The organism is Pseudomonas sp. MPB26 (assembly GCF_046605355.1).
In the GTDB taxonomy this organism is placed as follows: domain Bacteria; phylum Pseudomonadota; class Gammaproteobacteria; order Pseudomonadales; family Pseudomonadaceae; genus Aquipseudomonas; species Aquipseudomonas cedrina.
The window spans coordinates 1,173,353-1,198,175 of the sequence record NZ_CP176793.1; the positions used below are offsets into that span (position 1 = coordinate 1,173,353).

At 58.3% G+C, this 24,823-nt stretch carries 18 protein-coding genes, 2 tRNA genes and 3 rRNA genes; 10 read left to right on the forward strand and 13 right to left on the reverse strand.

Annotated features, from left to right (window positions below; genetic code table 11):
• Positions 1–93: 93 nt before the first annotated feature.
• From ACLH0H_RS05570 to ACLH0H_RS05615, 10 genes are all read right to left on the reverse strand, one after another.
• Positions 94–2,397, reverse strand: coding sequence for an MlaD family protein (locus ACLH0H_RS05570; RefSeq protein ID WP_411381280.1), 2,304 nt, complete (start codon positions 2,395–2,397; stop codon positions 94–96).
• Complete coding sequence (locus tag ACLH0H_RS05575; RefSeq protein WP_076951019.1) at positions 2,390–3,013, reverse strand: paraquat-inducible protein A; 624 nt, start codon at positions 3,011–3,013, stop codon at positions 2,390–2,392. Before ACLH0H_RS05575 ends, ACLH0H_RS05570 begins: the two co-directional genes overlap by 8 nt.
• Positions 3,000–3,659 carry a paraquat-inducible protein A gene (locus ACLH0H_RS05580; protein ID WP_411381281.1) on the reverse strand — a complete coding sequence of 220 codons (660 nt, stop codon included), beginning with the start codon at positions 3,657–3,659 and terminating at the stop codon, positions 3,000–3,002. Before ACLH0H_RS05580 ends, ACLH0H_RS05575 begins: the two co-directional genes overlap by 14 nt.
• Before the next feature lie 156 nt (positions 3,660–3,815).
• Positions 3,816–3,931: ribosomal RNA gene (rrf, locus tag ACLH0H_RS05585) — 5S ribosomal RNA — on the reverse strand.
• Positions 3,932–4,088: 157 nt separating this feature from the next.
• A 23S ribosomal RNA gene (locus ACLH0H_RS05590) occupies positions 4,089–6,980 on the reverse strand.
• A gap of 248 nt (positions 6,981–7,228) precedes the next feature.
• A tRNA-Ala gene (locus ACLH0H_RS05595) sits at positions 7,229–7,304 on the reverse strand.
• 30 nt (positions 7,305–7,334) lie between these two features.
• Positions 7,335–7,411 (reverse strand) — tRNA-Ile (locus tag ACLH0H_RS05600).
• Between the two features lie 83 nt (positions 7,412–7,494).
• Positions 7,495–9,031: ribosomal RNA gene (locus ACLH0H_RS05605) — 16S ribosomal RNA — on the reverse strand.
• The 16S, 23S and 5S rRNA genes sit together here with 2 tRNA genes alongside, the layout of an rRNA operon.
• Before the next feature lie 625 nt (positions 9,032–9,656).
• Positions 9,657–11,150, reverse strand: coding sequence for a CoA-acylating methylmalonate-semialdehyde dehydrogenase (locus ACLH0H_RS05610; protein ID WP_076954450.1), 1,494 nt, complete (start codon positions 11,148–11,150; stop codon positions 9,657–9,659).
• 39 nt (positions 11,151–11,189) lie between these two features.
• The gene (locus ACLH0H_RS05615) at positions 11,190–12,539 is read right to left on the reverse strand and encodes an aspartate aminotransferase family protein (protein ID WP_411381282.1); all 1,350 of its coding nucleotides are present in this window, start codon (positions 12,537–12,539) and stop codon (positions 11,190–11,192) included.
• A gap of 124 nt (positions 12,540–12,663) precedes the next feature.
• Here ACLH0H_RS05615 and ACLH0H_RS05620 point away from each other — a divergent pair, with 124 nt between their 5' ends.
• The 6 genes from ACLH0H_RS05620 (at position 12,664) to ACLH0H_RS05645 (ending at position 18,715) form a co-directional block, all read left to right on the forward strand.
• Positions 12,664–13,584: a LysR family transcriptional regulator gene (locus tag ACLH0H_RS05620; protein WP_411381283.1), complete on the forward strand. Its 921-nt coding sequence runs from the start codon at positions 12,664–12,666 to the stop codon at positions 13,582–13,584.
• Positions 13,585–13,672: 88 nt separating this feature from the next.
• Positions 13,673–15,067 (forward strand): uracil-xanthine permease family protein, encoded by a 1,395-nt coding sequence (locus ACLH0H_RS05625; RefSeq protein WP_411381284.1) that lies wholly within the window; start codon positions 13,673–13,675, stop codon positions 15,065–15,067.
• 87 nt (positions 15,068–15,154) lie between these two features.
• Entirely contained in the window at positions 15,155–15,814 is a 660-nt protein-coding gene (locus ACLH0H_RS05630; protein WP_411381285.1) for a TetR/AcrR family transcriptional regulator, read from the forward strand.
• A 12-nt stretch (positions 15,815–15,826) separates the two neighbouring features.
• Positions 15,827–16,408, forward strand: coding sequence for an IMPACT family protein (locus tag ACLH0H_RS05635; protein WP_411381286.1), 582 nt, complete (start codon positions 15,827–15,829; stop codon positions 16,406–16,408).
• Positions 16,409–16,456: 48 nt separating this feature from the next.
• Positions 16,457–17,143, forward strand: coding sequence for an SDR family oxidoreductase (locus tag ACLH0H_RS05640; protein WP_411381287.1), 687 nt, complete (start codon positions 16,457–16,459; stop codon positions 17,141–17,143).
• A 213-nt stretch (positions 17,144–17,356) separates the two neighbouring features.
• Positions 17,357–18,715, forward strand: a complete 1,359-nt coding sequence (locus ACLH0H_RS05645) for an 8-oxoguanine deaminase (protein WP_411381288.1) — start codon at positions 17,357–17,359, stop codon at positions 18,713–18,715.
• 151 nt (positions 18,716–18,866) lie between these two features.
• Here ACLH0H_RS05645 and ACLH0H_RS05650 read toward each other — a convergent pair whose 3' ends face one another.
• Positions 18,867–19,958: a calcium:proton antiporter gene (locus tag ACLH0H_RS05650; RefSeq protein WP_411381289.1), complete on the reverse strand. Its 1,092-nt coding sequence runs from the start codon at positions 19,956–19,958 to the stop codon at positions 18,867–18,869.
• A 193-nt stretch (positions 19,959–20,151) separates the two neighbouring features.
• On the opposite strand from ACLH0H_RS05650, the gene ACLH0H_RS05655 reads away from it, so the two are divergent.
• Positions 20,152–21,105 (forward strand): adenosine deaminase, encoded by a 954-nt coding sequence (locus ACLH0H_RS05655; protein WP_411381290.1) that lies wholly within the window; start codon positions 20,152–20,154, stop codon positions 21,103–21,105.
• A 65-nt stretch (positions 21,106–21,170) separates the two neighbouring features.
• Here the strand turns inward: ACLH0H_RS05655 and ACLH0H_RS05660 are convergent, their stop codons facing one another.
• A complete protein-coding gene (locus ACLH0H_RS05660; protein ID WP_411381291.1) occupies positions 21,171–21,860 on the reverse strand; it encodes an ArsR/SmtB family transcription factor in 690 nt (229 codons plus the stop codon).
• Positions 21,861–21,994: 134 nt separating this feature from the next.
• Complete coding sequence (locus tag ACLH0H_RS05665; RefSeq protein ID WP_411381292.1) at positions 21,995–22,921, reverse strand: LysR family transcriptional regulator; 927 nt, start codon at positions 22,919–22,921, stop codon at positions 21,995–21,997.
• 118 nt (positions 22,922–23,039) lie between these two features.
• Between ACLH0H_RS05665 and ACLH0H_RS05670 the strand changes: the two genes are divergently transcribed.
• From ACLH0H_RS05670 to ACLH0H_RS05680, 3 genes are all read left to right on the forward strand, one after another.
• Complete coding sequence (locus tag ACLH0H_RS05670; RefSeq protein WP_076954462.1) at positions 23,040–23,333, forward strand: putative quinol monooxygenase; 294 nt, start codon at positions 23,040–23,042, stop codon at positions 23,331–23,333.
• Positions 23,334–23,476: 143 nt separating this feature from the next.
• Positions 23,477–24,490 carry a zinc-binding alcohol dehydrogenase family protein gene (locus ACLH0H_RS05675; RefSeq protein ID WP_411381293.1) on the forward strand — a complete coding sequence of 338 codons (1,014 nt, stop codon included), beginning with the start codon at positions 23,477–23,479 and terminating at the stop codon, positions 24,488–24,490.
• Positions 24,491–24,636: 146 nt separating this feature from the next.
• Positions 24,637–24,819, forward strand: a complete 183-nt coding sequence (locus tag ACLH0H_RS05680; RefSeq protein WP_076954464.1) for a hypothetical protein — start codon at positions 24,637–24,639, stop codon at positions 24,817–24,819.
• Positions 24,820–24,823 lie beyond the last annotated feature (4 nt).

The following is a 24,823-nucleotide window of genomic DNA, read 5'->3' on the forward strand; positions in this document are numbered from 1 at the left end:
AATGCGAAAGGCCCCTGGGTGAGAATCCAGGGGCCTTTTTTGTTGTCTGTGCCGGCGTATTCGCGAGCAAGCCCGCGATGGCTGCGCCTCGGTTTATTTACCCAGTGAAATCTTGGGCGCCCACGTCAGCCATTCCTCTTCAAACTTGTCGAACAGCGGGAAGGTTTGCTGGGCCCGAGCGGCATTGCCCATGCGCTCGCCGTCGGGCGTGGCGAAGGCGATACCACCGGCAACCAATGTTTCCAGGGATTCAGTACGCACCGTAGCGCCTTTGAACAGGCCGAAGTCGAGGCCAAAGCCGCTGCTGTTCCAGAAGCGGCTGCCGCTGCGCACCAACGGCGCGTACTTGGGCTCGATCAGGATGTGGATCAATACGCGGTCGGCGGTCTGACCCAGCTCGTAGCCGGTCACTTTGCCCACGGTGACTTCGCGATAGGTGACGGGTACGCCTTCCTTCAGCGAGCCACGGCGTGCGGCGCTGAGGGTCAGGCGCAGGCCTGCTTCCTGGCGGACGGCCTCAGGTGGCTGACCCAGCGCAACGAAGCTCTTCTGCGGGCCGGCGCTTTTGGCGGCCGGTTGCACTTCGATGTATTGCCCGGTGACCAGGGTTTCCAGATTGGAGGTTTTCATCAGGCCCAGCTCAGGCTTGACCACCCAGAATTGACTGCCAACGCGTGCAATACGATCGGCTACCTGGGTGATACGTGCGCTGAGCAGCACCGACTGCATGTCGGCACTGAGGTCGACGCGTTCAATCTTGCCCACGTCCAGGCCTTTGAAACGCACTGGCGTGCCAGGGCGCATGCCGTCGGCGCGGTCAACTTTGATGGTCACCAAGGTGCCGTGCTGGTTGGCGGCTTCGCGGTCGGCGAACAGGCGGAAACGCGGGATGCGTTTTTTCAGCGGGACGTTTGGTTCCGGCGTCTCAAAGGCGATACCGCCGGCCATCAGACTCGCCAGGGATTCACTCTTGACCTGGATACCGCCGGTGAGGCCGCCGGTCAGGGTCACGCCGCTGGCATTCCAGAAGCGCGTTGAGCCGTTGACCAGATTTTCGTACTCCTTCTCGATGTGGACGCCGATTACCAATTGCTTGTTCTTGCGCGAGAACTGGTAACTCTGTACCGAGCCAACCTTGACCTGCTTGTAGAGGATGGGGCTGCCAACGTCCAGGGAACCGAGGTTGTCGGTGAGCAGCACCATATGCAGGCCTGGGGAGCGCAGGTCCAGGGGCGGCGCCTTGGCGCGGGCGACGTACTCACGTTGTGGAGCGGTGCCTTTGTCGCCGGGACGAATGGCGATGTAGTTACCCTTCACCAAGGCTTCAAGCCCGGTGATCCCGGCCAGGGAAATAGACGGTTTGACCACCCAGAATTGAGTGTCCTGGACCAGGTAATCTTCGGCCAGCGGATCAAGGGTAAGCTCTGCGTTGGCGCTGGAAAGGTCGGGGTTGATCTTCAGGGTTTTCAAGCTACCGACCTGAATCCCTTTGTACATCACAGGCGTGCGACCGGCCTGCAGGCCTTCGAAGTCGGTAAGTTTGACCTTGACCCGGATACCCGCCGCGGCTGCGTCAAAATCTTCGTACAGACGGAAAGGCAGGCTCGGATCGGTCGGCGGACTGTCCTTGCGGTTCTCCGGCGTGGCGAAGGCGATACCGCCGGCGACGATGCTGGAGAGTGATTCGCTACGCACTTTCACTCCGGAGAGGTTGGCGTCAATGCTGATGCCGCTGGCGTTCCAGAAACGCGTGTGTTTGCGCACCAGGCTGGCGTAGGTCGGTTCGATATAGAGCTTGATCTCGACGGTGCTCTGGTCTTCGGAGAGCAGGTAGCTTTTAACTTGGCCCACCTGGATCTGCTTGTAGAACACCGGGCTGCCACGGTTGAGCGAACCAAGGCGGTCAGCCTTGACGGTCAGGTGCAATCCCGGCTTGGCGTCGGACAACGGCGGCTCTTCGGAGAGCGCCTTGAACTTGCGCGTGGGTTGACCGTCGCCGGGGCTGGCGGCGATGTAGTTACCTGATACCAGGGTTTCCAGGCCGGTTATACCGGCGAGGGTGACGCTCGGCTTGACCAGCCAGAAGCGCGTGTTGGTCCTGAGGTATTGCTCGACGTCCTTGTCCATTTCGATGGTGGCGATGACTCCGCGGTTGTTACCTTCGTCATCCAGGGCCAGGGCCTTGACCTTGCCCACCGGCATGCCTTTGTAGACCACTTCGGTCTTGTTGACCTGGATGCCTTCACCGCTCTCAAAGCGCACTTGAATATCGATGCCCTGCTGGGAATAGGCGCGCCACCCCAGCCACCCGCCAATGATCAGGGCAATCAGGGGCAACACCCAAATGGCCGACCAATTGGAGGCTGGGCGGGTTTTAGCTCTAGGCAAATCACTCATGGTCGTCGTCCGACTCCGTATTATCCCAAATCAGTCGGGGATCAAAAGTTACTGCGGCGAGCATCGTCAAGATCACCACACTGGCGAACGCCGCAGCGCCGAGATTGGCCTCGACACTGGCAAGTCGCCCAAAGTTAACAACCGCCACCAGGATGGCTATCACGAAGATATCCAGCATGGACCAGCGGCCAATGAATTCGATAAAGCGGTACATCACAATGCGTTGTTGCGCCGACAGCGGTTGGTGACGCTGCACCGAAAACAGTAGCAGACCGATGCCCACCAGCTTGAACGTCGGCACCAGGATACTGGCGATGAACACCACGGCAGCGATGGGGAACATGCCGTGTTGAACCAGTTGGATCACACCCGCCATGATGGTACTGGGCTCCCCTTGCCCCAATGAGTTGACGGTCATGATCGGCAGCAGGTTGGCGGGGATGTACAAGATGGCTGCGGTGATCAGCAGCGCCCAGGTGCGGGTGAGGCTGTTGGGGCGGCGGGCATGGATCAGCGCACCACATCGGGTGCAGGTCTGCTCATCGCTATCGGTGTCTTGTTTGTTCAATTCGTGACATTCGGTACAAACCAGAATGCCTGCATCAATCGCCCGCATGATCATCCTCTCCTGACAGCGCTTGCCAGATCTGGTGCGGCGACATCACCACCTCAAGTAGAACCTGAACCATCAGCAGACTGACAAAGCAGACCAGGCCCAGGCCGATTGTGATGGAGGCCATGTCGGCGAGTTTTACGATCGCCACCAATACGCCCATCAGGTACACCTCCAACATCCCCCAATCTTTCATGTGGTGGTAGATGCGGTACAGCAGCAGCCCATAACTGCGCCCGATGTTCCAACGGATGCTGAGCAACACAGCCAGTTGGCAAAGCAGCTTGAGCAATGGAATGCCCATACTGCACAGGAACACCACGGCGGCAACACCTTGCATGCCGGTATCGAACAGACCGACTACGCCGGTCCATACGGTGTCCTCGGAGGACTGCCCGAGCAAGTTGAGCCGCATGATGGGCAGAAAGTTCGCAGGGATGTACAACAGCAATGCGGCCAACACCAAGGCAAGGCTTCGCTCAACGACATTATGACGGTGTGCGTAAAGTTCGTAGCCGCAACGCGGGCATTGAGCTTTTTCGCCAAGGGCGAGCACTGGTTTGCGCATCAGCAAGTCGCACTCATGGCATGCCACCAGGTCGTCCAGTGCTGAATCCGACACCTCAAGGGCATCAACCGGATCGGGCATAAGTAGGGCTCGGGCTCTAAAAAAGATTAGGTGCGTATTCTAAAGGTCTTGTTCAGAAATAACTGTGCAGATTTGTGGGTGCTTTGGGCTGATTGAGTTTTCGACCGCCCAAAACAAAACCCCATTTGCTTTCGCAAATGGGGTTTCGGAATTTAATCTTGACGATGACCTACTCTCACATGGGGAAACCCCACACTACCATCGGCGATGCATCGTTTCACTACTGAGTTCGGGATGGGATCAGGTGGTTCCAATGCTCTATGGTCGTCAAGAAATTCGGGTACTGAGTCGTTGCCGGATGGCCTCGCTTCAGCAAATTGGGTATGTGACAGCTGTCGGTGTTTTGTGAGCGTCGAACTTTCGGTTCATCTCGTCTTCACACACCGCAATCTGATGCTCGTTAGAGTAGTCAAATTGCTTGGGTGTTATATGGTCAAGCCTCACGGGCAATTAGTATTGGTTAGCTCAACGCCTCACAGCGCTTACACACCCAACCTATCAACGTCGTAGTCTTCGACGGCCCTTCAGGGAACTCAAGGTTCCAGTGAGATCTCATCTTGAGGCTAGTTTCCCGCTTAGATGCTTTCAGCGGTTATCTATTCCGAACATAGCTACCCGGCAATGCCACTGGCGTGACAACCGGAACACCAGAGGTTCGTCCACTCCGGTCCTCTCGTACTAGGAGCAGCCCCTCTCAAATCTCAAACGTCCACGGCAGATAGGGACCGAACTGTCTCACGACGTTCTAAACCCAGCTCGCGTACCACTTTAAATGGCGAACAGCCATACCCTTGGGACCGGCTTCAGCCCCAGGATGTGATGAGCCGACATCGAGGTGCCAAACACCGCCGTCGATATGAACTCTTGGGCGGTATCAGCCTGTTATCCCCGGAGTACCTTTTATCCGTTGAGCGATGGCCCTTCCATACAGAACCACCGGATCACTAAGACCTACTTTCGTACCTGCTCGACGTGTCTGTCTCGCAGTCAAGCGCGCTTTTGCCTTTATACTCTACGACCGATTTCCGACCGGTCTGAGCGCACCTTCGTACTCCTCCGTTACTCTTTAGGAGGAGACCGCCCCAGTCAAACTACCCACCATACACTGTCCTCGATCCGGATAACGGACCTGAGTTAGAACCTCAAAGTTGCCAGGGTGGTATTTCAAGGTTGGCTCCACGCAGACTGGCGTCCACGCTTCAAAGCCTCCCACCTATCCTACACAAGCAAATTCAAAGTCCAGTGCAAAGCTATAGTAAAGGTTCACGGGGTCTTTCCGTCTAGCCGCGGATACACTGCATCTTCACAGCGATTTCAATTTCACTGAGTCTCGGGTGGAGACAGCGCCGCCATCGTTACGCCATTCGTGCAGGTCGGAACTTACCCGACAAGGAATTTCGCTACCTTAGGACCGTTATAGTTACGGCCGCCGTTTACCGGGGCTTCGATCAAGAGCTTCGCGTTAGCTAACCCCATCAATTAACCTTCCGGCACCGGGCAGGCGTCACACCCTATACGTCCACTTTCGTGTTTGCAGAGTGCTGTGTTTTTAATAAACAGTCGCAGCGGCCTGGTATCTTCGACCGGCATGAGCTTACGGAGCAAGTCCTTCACCCTCACCGGCGCACCTTCTCCCGAAGTTACGGTGCCATTTTGCCTAGTTCCTTCACCCGAGTTCTCTCAAGCGCCTTGGTATTCTCTACCCAACCACCTGTGTCGGTTTGGGGTACGGTTCCTGGTTACCTGAAGCTTAGAAGCTTTTCTTGGAAGCATGGCATCAACCACTTCGTCGTCTAAAAGACGACTCGTCATCAGCTCTCGGCCTTAAGATCCCGGATTTACCTAAGATCTCAGCCTACCACCTTAAACTTGGACAACCAACGCCAAGCTGGCCTAGCCTTCTCCGTCCCTCCATCGCAATAACCAGAAGTACAGGAATATTAACCTGTTTTCCATCGACTACGCTTTTCAGCCTCGCCTTAGGGACCGACTAACCCTGCGTCGATTAACGTTGCGCAGGAAACCTTGGTCTTTCGGCGTGGGTGTTTTTCACACCCATTGTCGTTACTCATGTCAGCATTCGCACTTCTGATACCTCCAGCAAGCTTCTCAACTCACCTTCACAGGCTTACAGAACGCTCCTCTACCGCATCACTTACGTGATACCCGTAGCTTCGGTGTATGGTTTGAGCCCCGTTACATCTTCCGCGCAGGCCGACTCGACTAGTGAGCTATTACGCTTTCTTTAAAGGGTGGCTGCTTCTAAGCCAACCTCCTAGCTGTCTAAGCCTTCCCACATCGTTTCCCACTTAACCATAACTTTGGGACCTTAGCTGACGGTCTGGGTTGTTTCCCTTTTCACGACGGACGTTAGCACCCGCCGTGTGTCTCCCATGCTCGGCACTTGTAGGTATTCGGAGTTTGCATCGGTTTGGTAAGTCGGGATGACCCCCTAGCCGAAACAGTGCTCTACCCCCTACAGTGATACATGAGGCGCTACCTAAATAGCTTTCGAGGAGAACCAGCTATCTCCGAGCTTGATTAGCCTTTCACTCCGATCCACAGGTCATCCGCTAACTTTTCAACGGTAGTCGGTTCGGTCCTCCAGTTAGTGTTACCCAACCTTCAACCTGCCCATGGATAGATCGCCCGGTTTCGGGTCTATTCCCAGCGACTAGACGCCCTATTAAGACTCGCTTTCGCTACGCCTCCCCTATTCGGTTAAGCTCGCCACTGAAAATAAGTCGCTGACCCATTATACAAAAGGTACGCAGTCACCCAACAAAGTGGGCTCCCACTGCTTGTACGCATACGGTTTCAGGATCTATTTCACTCCCCTCTCCGGGGTTCTTTTCGCCTTTCCCTCACGGTACTAGTTCACTATCGGTCAGTCAGTAGTATTTAGCCTTGGAGGATGGTCCCCCCATATTCAGACAAAGTTTCTCGTGCTCCGTCCTACTCGATTTCATGACTAAGAGATTTTCGCGTACAGGGCTATCACCCACTATGGCCGCACTTTCCAGAGCGTTCCGCTAATCTCAAAGCCACTTAAGGGCTAGTCCCCGTTCGCTCGCCACTACTAAGGGAATCTCGGTTGATTTCTTTTCCTCAGGGTACTTAGATGTTTCAGTTCCCCTGGTTCGCTCCATACACCTATGTATTCAGTGTAAGGTAACCATCTTATGATGGCTGGGTTCCCCCATTCAGACATCTCCGGATCAAAGTCTGTTTGCCGACTCCCCGAAGCTTTTCGCAGGCTACCACGTCTTTCATCGCCTCTGACTGCCAAGGCATCCACCGTATGCGCTTCTTCACTTGACCATATAACCCCAAGCAATCTGGTTATACTGTGAAGACAACATTCGCCGAAAATTCGAATTTCTCGTTTAAGAGAACTCACAAATTTTACCTTAGCCTGAGCCGTTACCAGTGAAAGTAACGTCCAGTCTATCTTTCTATCACATACCCAAATTTTTAAAGAACGATCTAATCAAAGACTAGAAATCAACATTCACCATCATCACGATGGAATGCTCATTTCTAAGCTTTCATAACGTCAGAAGCAGTAGTGGTGGAGCCAAACGGGATCGAACCGTTGACCTCCTGCGTGCAAGGCAGGCGCTCTCCCAGCTGAGCTATGGCCCCGTATTTCTACAGGCGTTTCCCACACAAAATTGGTGGGTCTGGGCAGATTCGAACTGCCGACCTCACCCTTATCAGGGGTGCGCTCTAACCAACTGAGCTACAGACCCAATTTCGGGCTGCTTCTTTATCGTCTTCTTCAATGAATCAAGCAATTCGTGTGGGAACTTATGGAGCAGCTGATGTCGTCGATTAAGGAGGTGATCCAGCCGCAGGTTCCCCTACGGCTACCTTGTTACGACTTCACCCCAGTCATGAATCACACCGTGGTAACCGTCCTCCCGAAGGTTAGACTAGCTACTTCTGGTGCAACCCACTCCCATGGTGTGACGGGCGGTGTGTACAAGGCCCGGGAACGTATTCACCGCGACATTCTGATTCGCGATTACTAGCGATTCCGACTTCACGCAGTCGAGTTGCAGACTGCGATCCGGACTACGATCGGTTTTGTGGGATTAGCTCCACCTCGCGGCTTGGCAACCCTCTGTACCGACCATTGTAGCACGTGTGTAGCCCAGGCCGTAAGGGCCATGATGACTTGACGTCATCCCCACCTTCCTCCGGTTTGTCACCGGCAGTCTCCTTAGAGTGCCCACCATAACGTGCTGGTAACTAAGGACAAGGGTTGCGCTCGTTACGGGACTTAACCCAACATCTCACGACACGAGCTGACGACAGCCATGCAGCACCTGTCTCAATGTTCCCGAAGGCACCAATCCATCTCTGGAAAGTTCATTGGATGTCAAGGCCTGGTAAGGTTCTTCGCGTTGCTTCGAATTAAACCACATGCTCCACCGCTTGTGCGGGCCCCCGTCAATTCATTTGAGTTTTAACCTTGCGGCCGTACTCCCCAGGCGGTCAACTTAATGCGTTAGCTGCGCCACTAAGAGCTCAAGGCTCCCAACGGCTAGTTGACATCGTTTACGGCGTGGACTACCAGGGTATCTAATCCTGTTTGCTCCCCACGCTTTCGCACCTCAGTGTCAGTGTTGGTCCAGGTGGTCGCCTTCGCCACTGGTGTTCCTTCCTATATCTACGCATTTCACCGCTACACAGGAAATTCCACCACCCTCTACCACACTCTAGTCAGTCAGTTTTGAATGCAGTTCCCAGGTTGAGCCCGGGGATTTCACATCCAACTTAACAAACCACCTACGCGCGCTTTACGCCCAGTAATTCCGATTAACGCTTGCACCCTCTGTATTACCGCGGCTGCTGGCACAGAGTTAGCCGGTGCTTATTCTGTCGGTAACGTCAAAATTGCAGAGTATTAATCTACAACCCTTCCTCCCAACTTAAAGTGCTTTACAATCCGAAGACCTTCTTCACACACGCGGCATGGCTGGATCAGGCTTTCGCCCATTGTCCAATATTCCCCACTGCTGCCTCCCGTAGGAGTCTGGACCGTGTCTCAGTTCCAGTGTGACTGATCATCCTCTCAGACCAGTTACGGATCGTCGCCTTGGTGAGCCATTACCTCACCAACTAGCTAATCCGACCTAGGCTCATCTGATAGCGCAAGGCCCGAAGGTCCCCTGCTTTCTCCCGTAGGACGTATGCGGTATTAGCGTCCGTTTCCGAACGTTATCCCCCACTACCAGGCAGATTCCTAGGCATTACTCACCCGTCCGCCGCTCTCAAGAGAAGCAAGCTTCTCTCTACCGCTCGACTTGCATGTGTTAGGCCTGCCGCCAGCGTTCAATCTGAGCCATGATCAAACTCTTCAGTTCAAACATCTTTGGGTTTTTAAGAAACCCTAAACTTGGCTCAGCAATCGTTGGTTACATCTTTGATTTCTCGCGGAGTAACTTGTGATGCTGATAATCTTGTTGACTATCAGTCTGACTCCACAAGCACCCACACGAATTGCTTGATTCAGTTGTTAAAGAGCGGTTGGTTAAGATCTTTCGTCTCAACCGAGGCGCGCATTCTACAGCAGCCTCATTTGCTGTCAAGTGATTATTTTCAGAAGTTTTCGAAGAATTCTTCAACAACTTCAACCACTTGCGCTTCCGATCTCTCGTTAGCGGGAGGCGAATTCTACAGCGTTACACGCTGCTGTCAACACCTCTTTTTCTCCGCTTTCGACCGAGAAGATCGAAACGTTAATAGAGCCAAACAACACCGCCCTACCAACTCCTTCTGGGCTTCGATGAACTGAAGCGGGTCGCTGTCGAATTTCGCATAACTCTTTGTTTACCAAGGAGTTTTCTGTTTCGACTGCGCCGGAAGTGGGGCGAATTATAGACTCCCAGAATCTGCCGTCAACAGCTTTTTTCACAATTCTGTCATATCGGTCAAAAAAGCCCTGAAAACGCGAAAGCCGGCCCCAAGGGGCCGGCTTCCTGGCAAACGTTAAAGACTGGGAAAAGCAAATTGCGACGCTTCATGACTGGCCCGTTGCGGCCAGCGCTGGGTAATCGCCTTGCGACGGGTATAGAAACGCACCCCATCCGGCCCATAGGCATGCAGGTCGCCAAACAGCGAACGTTTCCAGCCACCAAAGCTGTGATACGCCACCGGCACCGGCAGTGGAACGTTCACGCCCACCATGCCCACTTCGATCTCATCACAGAACAGACGCGCCGCTTCACCGTCACGGGTGAAGATGCAGGTACCGTTACCGTATTCATGATCATTGATCAGCTGCATCGCCGCTTCCAGGCTATCGACCCTGACCACGCACAATACCGGCCCGAAGATCTCTTCCTTATAGATACGCATCTGCGGCGTCACACGATCAAACAGGCTGCCTCCGAGGAAGAAACCCTGTTCATGCCCGGCGACACTCAAGCCGCGCCCATCGACGACCAACTCCGCGCCCGCCGCCACACCGTCTTCTATATAGCCACTGACCTTGTCACGCGCCTGGCCAGTCACCAATGGCCCCATATCCAGGCCGCAAGACGTGCCAGCACCGATCTTCAGCGCCTTGACCTGCGGCACCAGCTTGGCAATCAGCGCATCCGCCACCTGGTCGCCCACGCACACAGCAACCGAAATCGCCATGCAACGCTCGCCACAGGAACCGTACGCCGCGCCCATCAATGCGCTCACGGCGTTATCCAGGTCCGCATCCGGCATCAGCACCGCGTGGTTCTTCGCCCCACCCAGTGCCTGCACGCGTTTGCCGCGCTTGGTCGCTTCGCTGTAGATGTACTCGGCAATCGGCGTCGAGCCCACGAAACTCAGCGCTTTCACTTCCGGCGCCTCGATCAGCGCATCCACGGCACCCTTGTCACCGTGCACCACACTTAAGACGCCCTTGGGCAGGCCCGCTTCCTGCAACAGTTGTGCGATCAGCAACGTCGAGCTTGGATCGCGCTCCGAAGGTTTCAGGATGAAACAGTTACCGCAGACAATCGCCAACGGGTACATCCACAGGGGTACCATCGCAGGGAAGTTGAACGGCGTAATACCTGCCACCACACCCAACGGCTGGAAATCCGACCAGGCATCAATGTTCGGTCCTACGTTACGGCTGTACTCACCCTTCAGAATCTCCGGCGCCGAGCACGCGTACTCCACGTTTTCGATGCCGCGCTTCAACTCACCGGCGGCATCTTCCAGAGTCTTGCCGTGCTCTTCGCTGATCAACTGCGAGATACGTGCCTCGTTCTGCTCCAGCAATTGCTTGAAACGGAACATCACTTGGGCGCGCTTGGCCGCCGGCGTATTGCGCCAGGCAGGGAAAGCAGCCTTGGCCGAATCGATCGCTTGTTGAATGGTTTCACGACTGGCCAATGGCACCTGGTGAATCACCTGGCCGGTGGACGGGTTGTACACGTCGGCGCTGCGACCGCTGTCGTTGACCAACTCACCGTTGATCAAATGCTGGATAAGGCTCATGCAGGGCTCCTGAAAAGTTGTTCTATATAGAAGGAGAAATCAGTCGATCTTGTTCAGCACTTCGCCGACCGCATCGAACAGGCGATCCAGGTCCTGCGGCTTGCTGTTGAAGGTTGGCCCGAACTGCAGGGTGTCACCGCCAAAGCGCACGTAGAAACCGGCTTTCCACAAGGCCATGCCGGCCTCGAATGGACGCACGATCGCATCACCGTCACGCGGTGTAATCTGGATCGCGCCGGCCAGCCCGTAGTTGCGAATGTCGATCACGTTTTTGCTGCCTTTCAAACCGTGCAGCGCATTCTCAAAGTGCGGCGCGACTTCGGCCACGCTCTGCACCAGGTTTTCCTTCTGCAACAGGTCCAGTGCCGCCAGCCCAGCGGCACAAGCTACCGGGTGCGCCGAGTAGGTGTAACCGTGGGGGAATTCCACCGCGTACTCAGGCGTCGCCTGGTTCATGAAGGTTTGATAGATCTCGCTGCTGGCGATCACCGCGCCCATCGGGATCGCGCCGTTGGTGACTTGCTTGGCGATGCACATCAGGTCAGGGGTCACGCCGAAGCTGTCGGCACCGAACATCGAGCCGGTGCGGCCGAAGCCGGTGATCACTTCGTCGAACACCAGCAGGATGTTGTGCTGATCGCAGATTTCACGCAGACGCTTGAGGTAACCCTGCGGCGGCACCAGCACGCCTGCAGACCCGGCCATCGGCTCGACAAACACCGCAGCAATGTTCGATGCATCGTGCAACTCGATCAGCTTGAGCAGTTCATCGGCCAGCGCGATACCGCCCTGCTCCGGCATCCCGCGGGAGAAGGCATTGCTCGCCAGCAGCGTGTGCGGCAGATGGTCGACGTCCATCATCGCCTGACCAAACATCTTACGGTTGCCATTGACGCCGCCCAGGCTGGTACCGGCGATATTCACGCCATGGTAGCCACGGGCACGACCGATCATCTTGGTCTTGGTGGCCTGGCCTTTCAGGCGCCAGTACGCACGCACCATTTTCACCGCGGTATCGGCGCACTCGGAGCCGGAGTCGGTGAAGAACACATGGTTCAGGCTGCCAGGGGTCAGGTCGGTGATCTTTTCCGCCAGCTGGAAGGACAGCGGATGACCGTATTGGAAGCCAGGCGAGTAGTCCAACGTCCCCAGTTGCTTGGCGACCGCCTCCTGGATTTCCTTGCGCGTATGCCCGGCGCCGCATGTCCACAGGCCTGATAACGAGTCATAGACCTTGCGCCCCTTATCGTCCGTCAACCAGCTACCTTCTGCGGCCACGATAAGACGCGGGTCACGCTGGAAGTTACGGTTGGCGGTGTACGGCATCCAGTGCGCGTCCAGCTTCAATTGGAGGGCCAGGGACGATGGGGCGTTTTCGGGCATGTTCATCAGCAAAACCTCGCAGGGCAACAGGCAGCGTCGGGATTGAAAGCGTTGTTGCAGCTAAATTGCCACGGCGATAAAGTCGGTGAAATTCAACTCTTCTAACCTTCAGTCAGGCCTTCACTAAACTATGAGCAGCCGTCGACCCGATCCCCTGGCCCAAGTCAGCGACTTCGATATCCGCTTGCTGCGCATCTTTCGCAGTGTGGTGGAATGCGGCGGCTTTTCAGCGGCAGAAACCGTCCTGGGCATAGGCCGTTCGGCCATCAGCCAGCAAATGAGTGATCTCGAACAACGCCTCGGACTAAGGCTGTGCCAACGCGGCCGCGCCGGTTTTTCCCTGACCGAAGAGGGCCGCGAGGTCTACCAGTCGGCCCTGCAACTCTTGAGTGCCCTGGAAAGTTTCCGCACCGAGGTCAACGGCCTGCACCAGCATTTGCGCGGCGAATTGATCATCGGCCTCACCGACAACCTCGTCACCCTGCCCCACATGCGCATCACCCATGCGCTCGCGCAGTTGAAGGAGCGCGGCCCGGATGTGCAGATCCAGATCCGCATGATCGCCCCCAACGAAGTCGAGCAAGGCGTACTCGACGGCCGTCTGCATGTTGGCGTGGTGCCCCAGGCCAGTGCCCTGTCGGGGTTGGAATACCAGCCGCTGTACAGCGAGCGTTCGCTGCTCTACTGCGCCGTCGGCCACCCGCTGTTCTACGCCGACGACAAGCAGCTGGATGACGCGCGCATCAATGACCAGGACGCAATCGCCCCCACGTTCCGGTTGCCCGCCGAGATCCAGGCCCATTACCAGACACTCAATTGCACGGCCAGCGCTTCCGACCGCGAAGGCATGGCATTCCTGATCCTCACCGGCCGCTACATCGGCTACCTGCCCGACCACTACGCCAGCCTCTGGGTACAACAAGGCCGACTGCGCGCGCTGAAACCGGCTACACGTTTTTACGATTTAAGCCTCGCATCGGTCACGCGCAAGGGCAGGCGCCCCCATTTGGTGCTGGAAAGCTTCCTCGAAAGCCTGGCAAGCACGCGCTAACTCGGCCCTGGCGCAAAAAGCTGAGCAACTGGACAGCTTTTTGCAAGCGCACAGGGACCTAGAACCGTCCGACCCGAGTTTGCCCGCCATGCCACCAGAATCCTCCAGCCCCAGCGACCTGATCTACGGCCTCAATGACCGCCCAAAACCTGTCCCGGCTTTCCTTGCTGCACTGCAACATGTACTGGCAGCCTTTGTCGGGATTATCACCCCGCCCTTGATCATCGGTTCCACACTGGGCCTCACGGCGTATTTGCCCTACCTGATCAGCATGGCGCTGATGGTTTCCGGTGCGGGCACCTTCATCCAGGCGCGTAGGCCATTTGGAATCGGCGCCGGGATGATCTGCCTGCAGGGCACCAGTTTCGCGTTTCTTGGCGCGGTGTTGTCGGCGGGCTTTCTGGTGAAACAACGCGGCGGCAGCCCGGAAAACATCATGGCGATGATCTTTGGGGTGTGCTTTTTCGGCGCCGTGGTGCAGATCTTGTTGAGCCGTTTTATCGGCCAACTGCGCCGCGTCATTACGCCGTTGGTGACCGGGATCGTCATTACCCTTATCGGTATCAGCCTGATCAAAGTGGGCATCACCGACCTTGGCGGCGGTTTCAATGCCCCCGACTTCGGCGCCCCGACCAACCTGGCACTGGGTCTGTTCGTGGTGTTGACGATCATTCTGCTCAACCGTTCCAACACACCTTGGGTGCGCCTCTCGGCAATCATCATCGGCCTGGCGCTCGGCAGCCTGGCCGCCTGGTTCAGCGGCAAACTCGTGCCTCAAGCCCTGCCGGACCTGCCTCTGATCAGTCTGCCGATTCCGTTTCGCTTTGGTTTCAACTTCGACTGGAGCGCCTTCCTGCCGATCGCGCTGATTTATCTGATCAGCAGCATCGAAACCGTCGGCGACCTCACCGCCAATTGCATGATTGCCCGCCAACCCATCAGCGGCCCTTCTTATATAAGCCGGCTCAAGGGCGGCGTACTCGGCGATGGCGTCAGCTGCATGATCGCCGCCACGTTCAGCGCCTTCCCCAACACCACCTTTGCCCAGAACAACGGCGTGATCCAACTCACCGGCGTGGCCAGCCGCTACGTCGGCCTGTACATCGGCGTGGTGCTGTTTTGCCTCGGCTTGTTTCCGTTGATTGGTGCCGTATTGCAACAAATTCCAAAGCCGGTGCTGGGCGGCGCGACCCTGGTGATGTTCGGCAGCGTGGCCGCCGCCGGCGTGCGCATTCTTGCCCAGGCACCGCTGGACCGGCGCAGCATGCTGATCATCGCCACCTCGTTTGGCGTCGGCCTGGGCATCGCCGCCCAGCCGAACCTGCTGCACCTGATGCCGACACTGGTGCAGAACCTGTTTGACTCGGCCATTACCAGCGGCGGGCTGACTGCCATCGTGTTGTGCCTGCTGCTGCCCGAGAGCAAGGCCCCCACCGCTGCCGCAAACAAAGCGCCGGAAAGCGACAGCCTGGAACCGCTTTGACGGTTTTATTGCATCAGGACTTGTCTGAGGCTTGAGGGTGGGTTATCTGTGCACACGTCGTCTCTATCGATCAGCACGGAAACCTCCATGAGCCTCGAAGTTCCTGCCCATAGCAACCACGCCAGTAAGCCGGCCAGCCGCATTCGGCAAAAGAACGAACAAGCAATTCTGCAGGCTGCTGAAGACGAATTCGCGCGCCATGGCTACAAAGGCACCAGCATGAACACCATTGCCGCCAGCGCCGGGCTGCCGAAGGCCAACTTGCATTATTACTTCACCAACAAGCTGGGCCTGTATGTCGCGGTGCTCAGCAATATCCTCGAACTGTGGGACAGCACCTTCAACGCGCTGACTGCCGAGGATGACCCGGCCTTAGCCCTTACTCGGTATATCCGCACCAAGATGGAGTTCTCGCGGCGCCAGCCCCAGGCCTCGCGGATCTTCGCCATGGAGATCATCAGCGGCGGCGAATGCCTCACCGAATATTTCGGCCAGGACTACCGCGCCTGGTTCAGTGGCCGGGCTGCGGTGTTCCAGGCCTGGATCGACGCCGGCAAGATGGACCCCGTCGACCCGGTGCACCTGATCTTCCTGCTGTGGGGCAGCACCCAGCATTACGCCGACTTCGCCACCCAGATCTGCCGCGTCACCGGTCGCACCAAACTGACCAAGCAGGACATGGAAGACGCCGGTACCAACCTGATCCACATCATCCTCAAGGGCTGCGGCATCAGGCCGGCCCAATAAACGAAGCGACTTATGCCTTTCACCCTGACCGGCCTTTGCGAGTTTCGCGAAGAAATACGCAAAAGCCGCTTTATCACCCTCGCCGCACCGATCACCAGCCCGCAGGAAGCACAGGCGTTTTTCGAGCAGCACAGCGACCTGAACGCCACGCACAATTGCTGGGCCTGGAAGCTGGCCGACCAGTACCGCAGCAATGACGACGGCGAGCCCGGCGGCACCGCCGGGCGACCCATCCTGGCAGCCATCGAAGCGCAGGGTTTCGACCAAGTCGCGGTGCTGGTAATTCGCTGGTACGGCGGTATCCAATTGGGCACCGGCGGACTCGCCCGTGCCTACGGCGGCGGCGCGAATAAGTGCCTGCAAAATGCCGAGCGCGTTGAACTGATCAGCCGCGTCGCCTTGAGTTGCGCCTGCGGGTTCGCCGAGCTGAACCTGGTGAAACTGCGCGTTGTCGAACTCGGCGGGCTGGTGCTGCAAGAAACCTTCACGGCCAACGGCGTCGAGTTGCAACTCGCCTTGGGTGAAGCGCATATCGACACCCTGCAAACCCAACTGGCCGACCTGAGCCGTGGGCGCATCCTGCTCCAACGCTGAAACTGCTAATGTGATCTCCCTGAACCGCGACGCATAAAGGAAGCTTTCATGTCTACGCCAAAAACCGCATTGATCATCGGCGCATCACGCGGGCTGGGCCTTGGCCTGGTCAAGCAACTGCTCCAGGATGGCTGGGATGTGACCGCTACCGTGCGCGACCCAAGCAAGGCCGATGCCCTCAAAGCCGTCGGCCCGGTCCAGATCGAGAAACTCGACATGGACGATCAACAAGCCGTGATCGCCCTGAACCAGCGCCTCAAGGACCGCACCTTCGACCTGCTGTTCGTCAATGCCGGCGTCAAGGGCCCCGCCAATCAGGAACCCGGCCACGCCACCCTCGCGGAAGTTGGCCAATTGTTTTTCACCAACGCCGTGGCGCCGATCAACCTGGCCCAGCGCTTTGTCGGGCAGATCCGCAAGGACAGTGGCGTCCTGGCCTTCATGAGTTCGGTCCTGGGCAGCGTGGCCATCCCGGACGGTTCCGATATGGCGCTGTACAAGGCCAGCAAGGCGGCGCTCAACTCCATGACCAACAGCTTCGTCACCCAACTGGGCGACCATAAGCTCACCGTGCTGTCGCTGCATCCGGGCTGGGTGAAGACCGACATGGGCGGCGAAAATGCGCACATCAATGTCGACACCAGCGTGCGCGGACTGGTGGATCAGGTGAATGCCTACACTGGCAAAGGCGGCCATCACTTCATTGATTACAAAGGCGACACCATCGCCTGGTAACCCGCGCCCTACTGTAGGAGCGAGCTTGCTCGCGAAGAACCGCAAGGCACCGCGTTAAACCAGACAGCTCGCGTTATAGTTGACGATCTTCGCGAGCAAGCTCGCTCCTACAAAGGTAGACTCCCGCCTGCGCCCTTACCGGCGACCCTGGATCAGCAGACAGGGCAACACTGAGCTGGCAAACCTGAACCCATCATTCAGAGGAGCCGGCCAATGCCTGCGACCCGTATCTGGTTAAAAAACCCCCTCGCGATTTTCACTGCCAACGGCCTGGACGCCCGTGGCGGCCTGGTGCTGCAAGACGGAGTGATCACCGAAGTGCTGGGCTGGGGACGCGAACCTGCCGTGCCTTGCGGCCAGGTGTTCGATGCTCGCGACCATGTGGTCCTTCCGGGCTTGATCAACACTCACCATCATTTCTATCAAACCCTGACCCGCGCCTGGGCACCGGTGGTCAACCAGCCGTTATTCCCCTGGTTGAAAACCCTGTACCCGGTCTGGGCGCGGCTGACGCCGGAAAAACTCGCCCTGGCATCGAAGGTGGCACTCGCTGAATTGCTGCTGTCCGGCTGCACCACGGCGGCGGACCATCACTATCTGTTCCCCGACGGCCTGGAAAACGCCATCGATATTCAGGTCCAGAGCGTGCGCGAGTTGGGCATGCGCGCCATGCTCACCCGCGGCTCCATGAGCCTGGGCGAAGCCGACGGCGGCTTGCCTCCGCAGCAGACTGTGCAACAGGGCCAAGTCATCCTCGAGGACAGCCAGCGCCTGATCCGCGAATACCACCAGCGCGGCGACGGCGCGCAAATCCAGATCGCCCTGGCGCCCTGCTCACCGTTCTCGGTCACGCCGCAAATCATGCAAGCCAGCGCCGAACTGGCCAACCGCCTGGACGTGCGCCTGCACACTCACCTGGCGGAAACCCTCGACGAGGAAGACTTCTGCCTGCAACGCTTCGGCCTGCGCACCGTGGATTACCTGGACAGCGTCGGCTGGCTCGGCCCACGCACCTGGCTGGCCCATGGCATTCACTTCAACCCGGACGAAATCGCGCGCCTGGGCGCGGCCGGCACCGGCATCTGCCATTGCCCAAGCTCGAACATGCGCCTGGCGTCCGGCATCTGTCCCACCCTGGACCTGCTCGCGGCGGGCGCGCCTATCGGCCTGGGCGTGGACGGTTCCGCCTCCAACGATGCGTCGAACATGATCCTTGAAGCACGCCAGGCCCTTTACATCCAGCGCCTGCGTTACGGTGCGCAAAAAATCACCCCCGAAGGCGTGCTGGGCTGGGCGACCAAAGGCTCGGCGCAGTTGCTGGGGCGTACGGATATTGGGGAATTGGCTGTCGGCAAACAGGCCGACCTGGCGCTGTTCAAACTCGACGAGCTGCGTTTCTCCGGCAGCCACGATCCGATCTCGGCGCTGCTGCTGTGCGGCGCTGACCGGGCGGATAGGGTGATGATAGCCGGCAAGTGGCGCGTGATCGACGGTCAAGTGGAAGGCCTGGACCTCAAAGGCTTGATCGCCGATCACAGCCAGGCGGCGCGGGAACTGATCGCCGGGACCTGATCCGAACGCCGATCAAAATGTGGAACCGTCTTCTGTAGGAGCTGGCTTGCCTGCGATAGCATCACCTCGGTGCAGCGGAAAAACCGAGTTGCTTGCATCGCAGGCAAGCCAGCTCCACACAAGCCCGCTCCCACATTGAGTTCTGCGGTGCCTACACCCCCAGCAACGACAACATGATAAAGGTCGCAAACAACACAAAATGAGTCATCCCTTCGATGGCGTTGGTTTCACCATCGTTGAGGTTGATCGCGCTGACAATCAGCGTGATAAACACCATCACGGTCTGCACCGGCGTCATCGCCATCTGGAACGGTTGGTCGGTATAAAGCGCCATGGCCTCCATTACCGGCACCGTCAGGATCACCGTCGACAACGACGCACCCAGCGCGATATTCACCACCGACTGCATGCGGTTCGCCAAGGCCGCGCGCAATGCCGTCAAGATCTCCGGCGCCGCCGAAATGGCCGCCACCACAATCGCTGTGACCACCGGTGGAGCCCCGGTGCCCTCCAGGCCTAGGTCCAAGGTCTTGGACATCACTTCGGCCAATGCGCCGATCACGATTACGCCAAACACCAGGGTGCCGATTGAAAACGTCAGGCTGACCGCCGGCGCGTGCTCTTCTTCCGGCACTTTCTTACGACGTTTTTCCGGGTAGCTGTAGCTGAAGAAGTAACTGTGCGGCCCCACCTGCATGCGTAGGAACAGGGTGTACAGCACCACCATCGCGCCAATGGTGAAGGCTGAGTAAATTTTCCAGTCGGCTTCGGGGATAAACTCCGGCACCACCATCGACACGCCCATGGCAGTGAGGATCATCACACTGTAGGTGCGTGCCGAATCATCGTTGTAGGACTGTTCGCCATGCTTGATACCGCCCATCAGCGCGGCCAGACCCAAAATGCCGTTGATGTCGAGCATCACCGCCGAATAAATAGTGTCACGCACCAGCGTCGGCGACGGTTCATTACTCATCATGATCGCCAGGATCACCACTTCCACCAGCACCGCTGCCAGGGTGAGGATCATGGTGCCGTAGGGATCGCCGACTTTTTCGGCAAGCTGCTCGGCGTGATGGGCCACGCGCATCGATGCCATCACGATGAAACCAATCAACGCGAGCCCGGCAACCAGCGCCACCACTTGCCCGCTGTGCAGCATCCAATGCTCCAGCGGGTAAGCGGCAATGGCGGCGATCAGCGCCAGCAGCATGAATTTTTCTTGCTTGAGGGATGTGAGCATGGGGGGCCTTACCAAACGGCAAATCAGTCATTGATGGGGTACAGACTGCGCCAAGCCGCTAACGTTTCGTTACATCTTAGGTCGGGCCGCTATTGCGTAGAAAAAACCAAAACTCTCCTGCTGGTCAGGTTTTACCGATTATTTCAGCCATGGCCTGTAGAATGCCGCCATTGCACCTGATGAGAATTTAGAAATGTACGATTGGCTCAATGCCCTGCCCAAGGCTGAATTGCACCTGCACCTGGAAGGCTCTCTGGAGCCGGAGCTGCTGTTCGCCCTGGCCGAGCGCAACAAGATTGCGCTGCCGTGGAACGACGTCGAAACCCTGCGCAAGGCCTACGCCTTCAACAACCTGCAGGAATTTCTCGACCTGTATTACAAGGGCGCGGATGTGCTGCGCACCTCCCAGGACTTCTACGACCTGACCTGGGCCTACCTGCTGCGCTGCAAAGCACAGAACGTGATCCACACCGAACCCTTCTTCGACCCGCAGACCCACACCGACCGTGGCGTGCCGTTCGAAGTGGTGCTCAACGGCATCGCCGCTGCACTTAAAGATGGCGAGCAGCAACTGGGCATCACCAGCGGTTTGATCCTCAGCTTCCTGCGTCACCTGAGCGAAGCCGAAGCCGAGAAAACCCTGGACCAGGCCCTGCCGTTCCGTGACGCATTCGTGGCCGTCGGCCTGGACAGCTCCGAGATGGGCCACCCGCCGAGCAAGTTCCAGCGTGTGTTTGACCGCGCCCGCCACGAAGGCTTCCTTACCGTCGCCCACGCCGGCGAAGAAGGCCCGCCCGAGTACATTTGGGAAGCCATCGATCTGCTGAAAATCCAGCGTATCGACCATGGTGTGCGTGCCATCGAAGACGAACGCCTGATGCAACGGATCATCGAAGAACAGATCCCGCTGACGGTCTGCCCACTGTCCAATACCAAGCTGTGCGTGTTCGACGACATGGCCCAGCACAACATCCTCGACATGCTCGAGCGTGGCGTGAAGGTCACGGTGAACTCGGATGACCCTGCCTACTTCGGCGGTTATGTCACCGAGAACTTCCACGCGCTGTATACCTCGCTGGGCATGACCCAGGACCAGGCCAAACGCCTGGCGCAGAACAGCCTGGATGCCAGGTTGGTCAAGCCGTAACTGGATAAATGCGTCCAACCTGTGGGGGCTGGCTTGCCTGCTCCCACATTAGCACCGCGCCATGCTCAACCTGGCAAGGCCAGACGGGCAATTTCCAGCCGCCCGGCATCATGAACCTGCAACGCCTGCGACTCGTTGATCACACTGATCCAGTTCGACTGTAAAAACAGTTGCAACAACCCTGCCCCCAACGCACCGCCCAGATGCGGTTGCGCCTGGCTCCAGTCGAAACAGTTACACACCAGCGGCGACGTTAATGCCTGGGTAAAAATCCCCAGCCCTGCCAAGTGCTGCGCGCCCTTGACCGTCACATCGGTGCGCTGCTCGTAGCGCTCGATCCATCCGGCCTCCAGCAGATGTTGATATAACTGCCCGCCCAGCTCCCCGCCGAGATGGCCATTGCACAACCTTGCATGACGCAACAACGGCGGGGCGGCCAGGGCCGGCGGCGAAGCGTCCGGCACGTTGCGTGCGGCACAGGCCATGGTGGTCCTGGCCAAGGCGTCGATGGCGGCGCTGACATCCGGCGCGGCGACGCGAAACACGCGCTTGCCACGCCGGGTCTCCACCCGCAGCAGACCACCTGCAGTCAGTCGCGCCAGATGTGCGTTGGCGGATGTCGATGACAAGCCGGCAAGTGCCGCCAACTCTGACGGTGACCTGGTCGAGCCGTCCATCAAGGCCCACAACATGGCGGTGCGTTTGGGTTCGGCGAGCAAGCTGGCGATCTGACTGATGCAAGGTACGGCGTCCATCCTTCACTCCCTGTCGATTTATTTTTTTGCTGATTGGCGCCAAAGTATAGGGGTGTACACCGCCGGTTCCATGGCGTCTGACAGCTCGGATAGGGACAGGGCTTGAGTGAAATTTCCGGCTTTGATGGAAGGTGTTACGTCGCGCTGGATCGCTCCGGCAATTGTGCGGTCAACGTCGCACAACGGGACACGAGCATTTCACGCAACAGGTTGATAGGTTTGCTCAGTTGCGCACGGTGGGCACACAGCAGGTTGAGCGGCGTGCGCTCGCCACGCAGCTCTGGCAGGATCAGGCGCAAGCGCCCGGCCAGCACGTCGGTGCTCACATCCAGCCAGGATTTGTAGGCAATGCCTACACCCGCCACCGCCCAACGGCGGACCACGTCGGCGTCGTCACTGAAGCGATCGCCGGTGACCGTCAGGCTGACGTCGCGTTTGCCGTCGTGAAAGCGCCAATGGTCGTGGACCCGGCTGCCGAGCATATACAGCAGGCAATTGTGCTGGGCCAGTTGCTCCAGGTGCCGCGGCTCGCCGTGGCGCGCCAGATAACCGGGCGACGCGCACAGCACGCGGACATTGCCCGGCGCCACGGGCAGAGCGACAAGGCTGGAGTCCTCGGGCTCTCCGTAGCGCAGCGCGATGTCCACCGGCTGGCGGAACAGATCGGCAATCCGATCACCCAGCAGCAGACGCACACTCAGTTGCGGGTACTCACGCTGGAATTCGTCCAGCCACGGCAGCAGTTGGTTGCGCCCGAAATCCGACGGGGCCGACAGTTGCAGCACGCCACTGACATGATCCTGACCGCTGGCCAGCAAACGTCGCCCTTCGTCCAGCGAGCTCAACGCAGCGCGCGCATAGGCCAGGAAACCCTCGCCTTCGGCGGTCAGGCGCAGGCTGCGGGTGGAACGCGCCAGCAAGCGCGCGCCCAGGTGCAGTTCGATACGCTTGAGCGCCGCACTGGCCACCGCCGGCGACAGGTCCATCACCCGTGCCGCCGCCGACAGGCTACCCAGGTCAGCCGCACGCACAAACAGCTGCAAATCATCAAAGCGCAGCATGCATTTCCACTCATTATCAAAATTTTATTGAAACAGCCATCTGTTTTAGCCGCTTTTATCCCATCAATAAATAGCCAATCATCCATGAATCCCGTTCATCACGTATCTGGAGCTGAATATGTCCACAGCCTTTAACGTCATCGCCACGCTGATCGCCAAGCCGGGACAGCAGGCCACCCTGGAAACACTGCTGCGCGGCCTGCTGGAACCCACCCGCCTCGAGGCCGGTTGCGAGCAGTACGACTTGCACCAGGACCTGCAGCACCCCGAAACCTTCTACATGCTCGAACGCTGGAGCGACGACGCGGCGCTGGCCGACCACGACCAGAGCGCGCATATCCAGAGCTTTCGCGCCCAGGCCGCCGATGTGATCGAACATTTCGAACTCAAGCGCCTGCAGTTTCTTGCCTGATCACAGCCCTTTTCTGTAGGAGCGAGCTTGCTCGCGAAAATCGTCAACGATGACGCAGCGCATCCGGTTTAACGCGGCGTCCATGAGTTTTTTCGCGAGCAAGCTCGCTGCTACAGGTGATACGCCCTTTTCCCGGAGCCCTCATGAAAGCCATTGCCTACTACGCCTCAATGCCGATCACCGATCCAAATGCCCTGCAAGACATCGAACTGCCGGAGCCCGTCGCCGGCCCGCGCGACCTGCTGGTAGAAGTCAAAGCCATCTCGGTCAACCCGGTGGACACCAAGGTGCGCCAGAACGTCGCCCCGGAAAACGGCGCGGCCAAGGTGCTGGGCTGGGACGTGGCCGGCGTGGTCAAGGCGGTCGGCAGCGAAGTGACCCTGTTCAAGGCCGGTGACAAGGTGTTCTACGCCGGCTCTCTGGTGCGTCCGGGCGGCAACAGCGAACTGCACACCGTGGACGAGCGCATCGTCGGGCATATGCCAAAAAGCCTGGGTTTTGCCGAAGCCGCCGCCCTGCCGCTGACCGCCATCACCGCCTGGGAGTTGCTGTTCGAACGCCTGCAAGTGCGCGAAGGCAAAGAAGATGAAGGGCAGAGCCTGCTGATCGTCGGCGCCGCCGGCGGTGTCGGGTCGATCCTGACCCAGCTCGCGCGTCAGCTCACCGCCCTGAAGGTGATCGGCAGCGCGTCGCGCCCCGAGACCCAAGCCTGGACCAAGGCCCTCGGCGCCGACCTGGTAATCGACCATAGCCAACCGCTGAGCGAGGCGCTGAAAGCCGCCGGCCACCCGCAGGTTACCCACGTCGCCAGCCTGACCCAGACCGACCTTCACCTGGACCAACTGGTGGAAGCCCTGCAACCCCAGGGCAAGCTGGCGCTGATCGACGATCCCAAGGCGCTGGACGTCAGCAAGCTCAAGCGCAAGAGCCTGTCGCTGCACTGGGAGTTCATGTACACACGCTCGATGTTCGAGACGCCGGACATGATCGAACAGCACAACCTGCTCAATCGCGTGGCCGAACTGATCGACGCCGGCACGCTTAAAACCACCCTCGGCGAGCACTTCGGAGTGATCAGCGCGGCCAATCTGCGGCGAGCCCATGCCCTGCTGGAAAGCGGCAAGGCCAAGGGCAAGATCGTGCTGGAAGGGTTCTGAAAAAACGGCTGTCAGCCGCGTCCGTTACCCCTGTGGGTAACGGACGACACCGCTAGTCAGAGAGTTGATCCTTGTCATACTTGTGAGCGTGTTCGGGTTTATATTGGCCGCCTTTGCCACGATTCTTTTACGTGAGGAAGTCAGCAATGAAGATCCTGATAAAAGCGTTAGCAAAATCCGCAGGCAATAAATGGCAGGTGCGTCTGGACAAGGACGCGTTCACCTTCCGCACCGAAGCTGAGGCCCGTGCCTTTGCCGACACCCTGCAAGCCCGCATCCAGGCGCCCCATCGTTTCCCGAACAGCCAGCAACGCTCCGCGGCTGGCTGAGCCG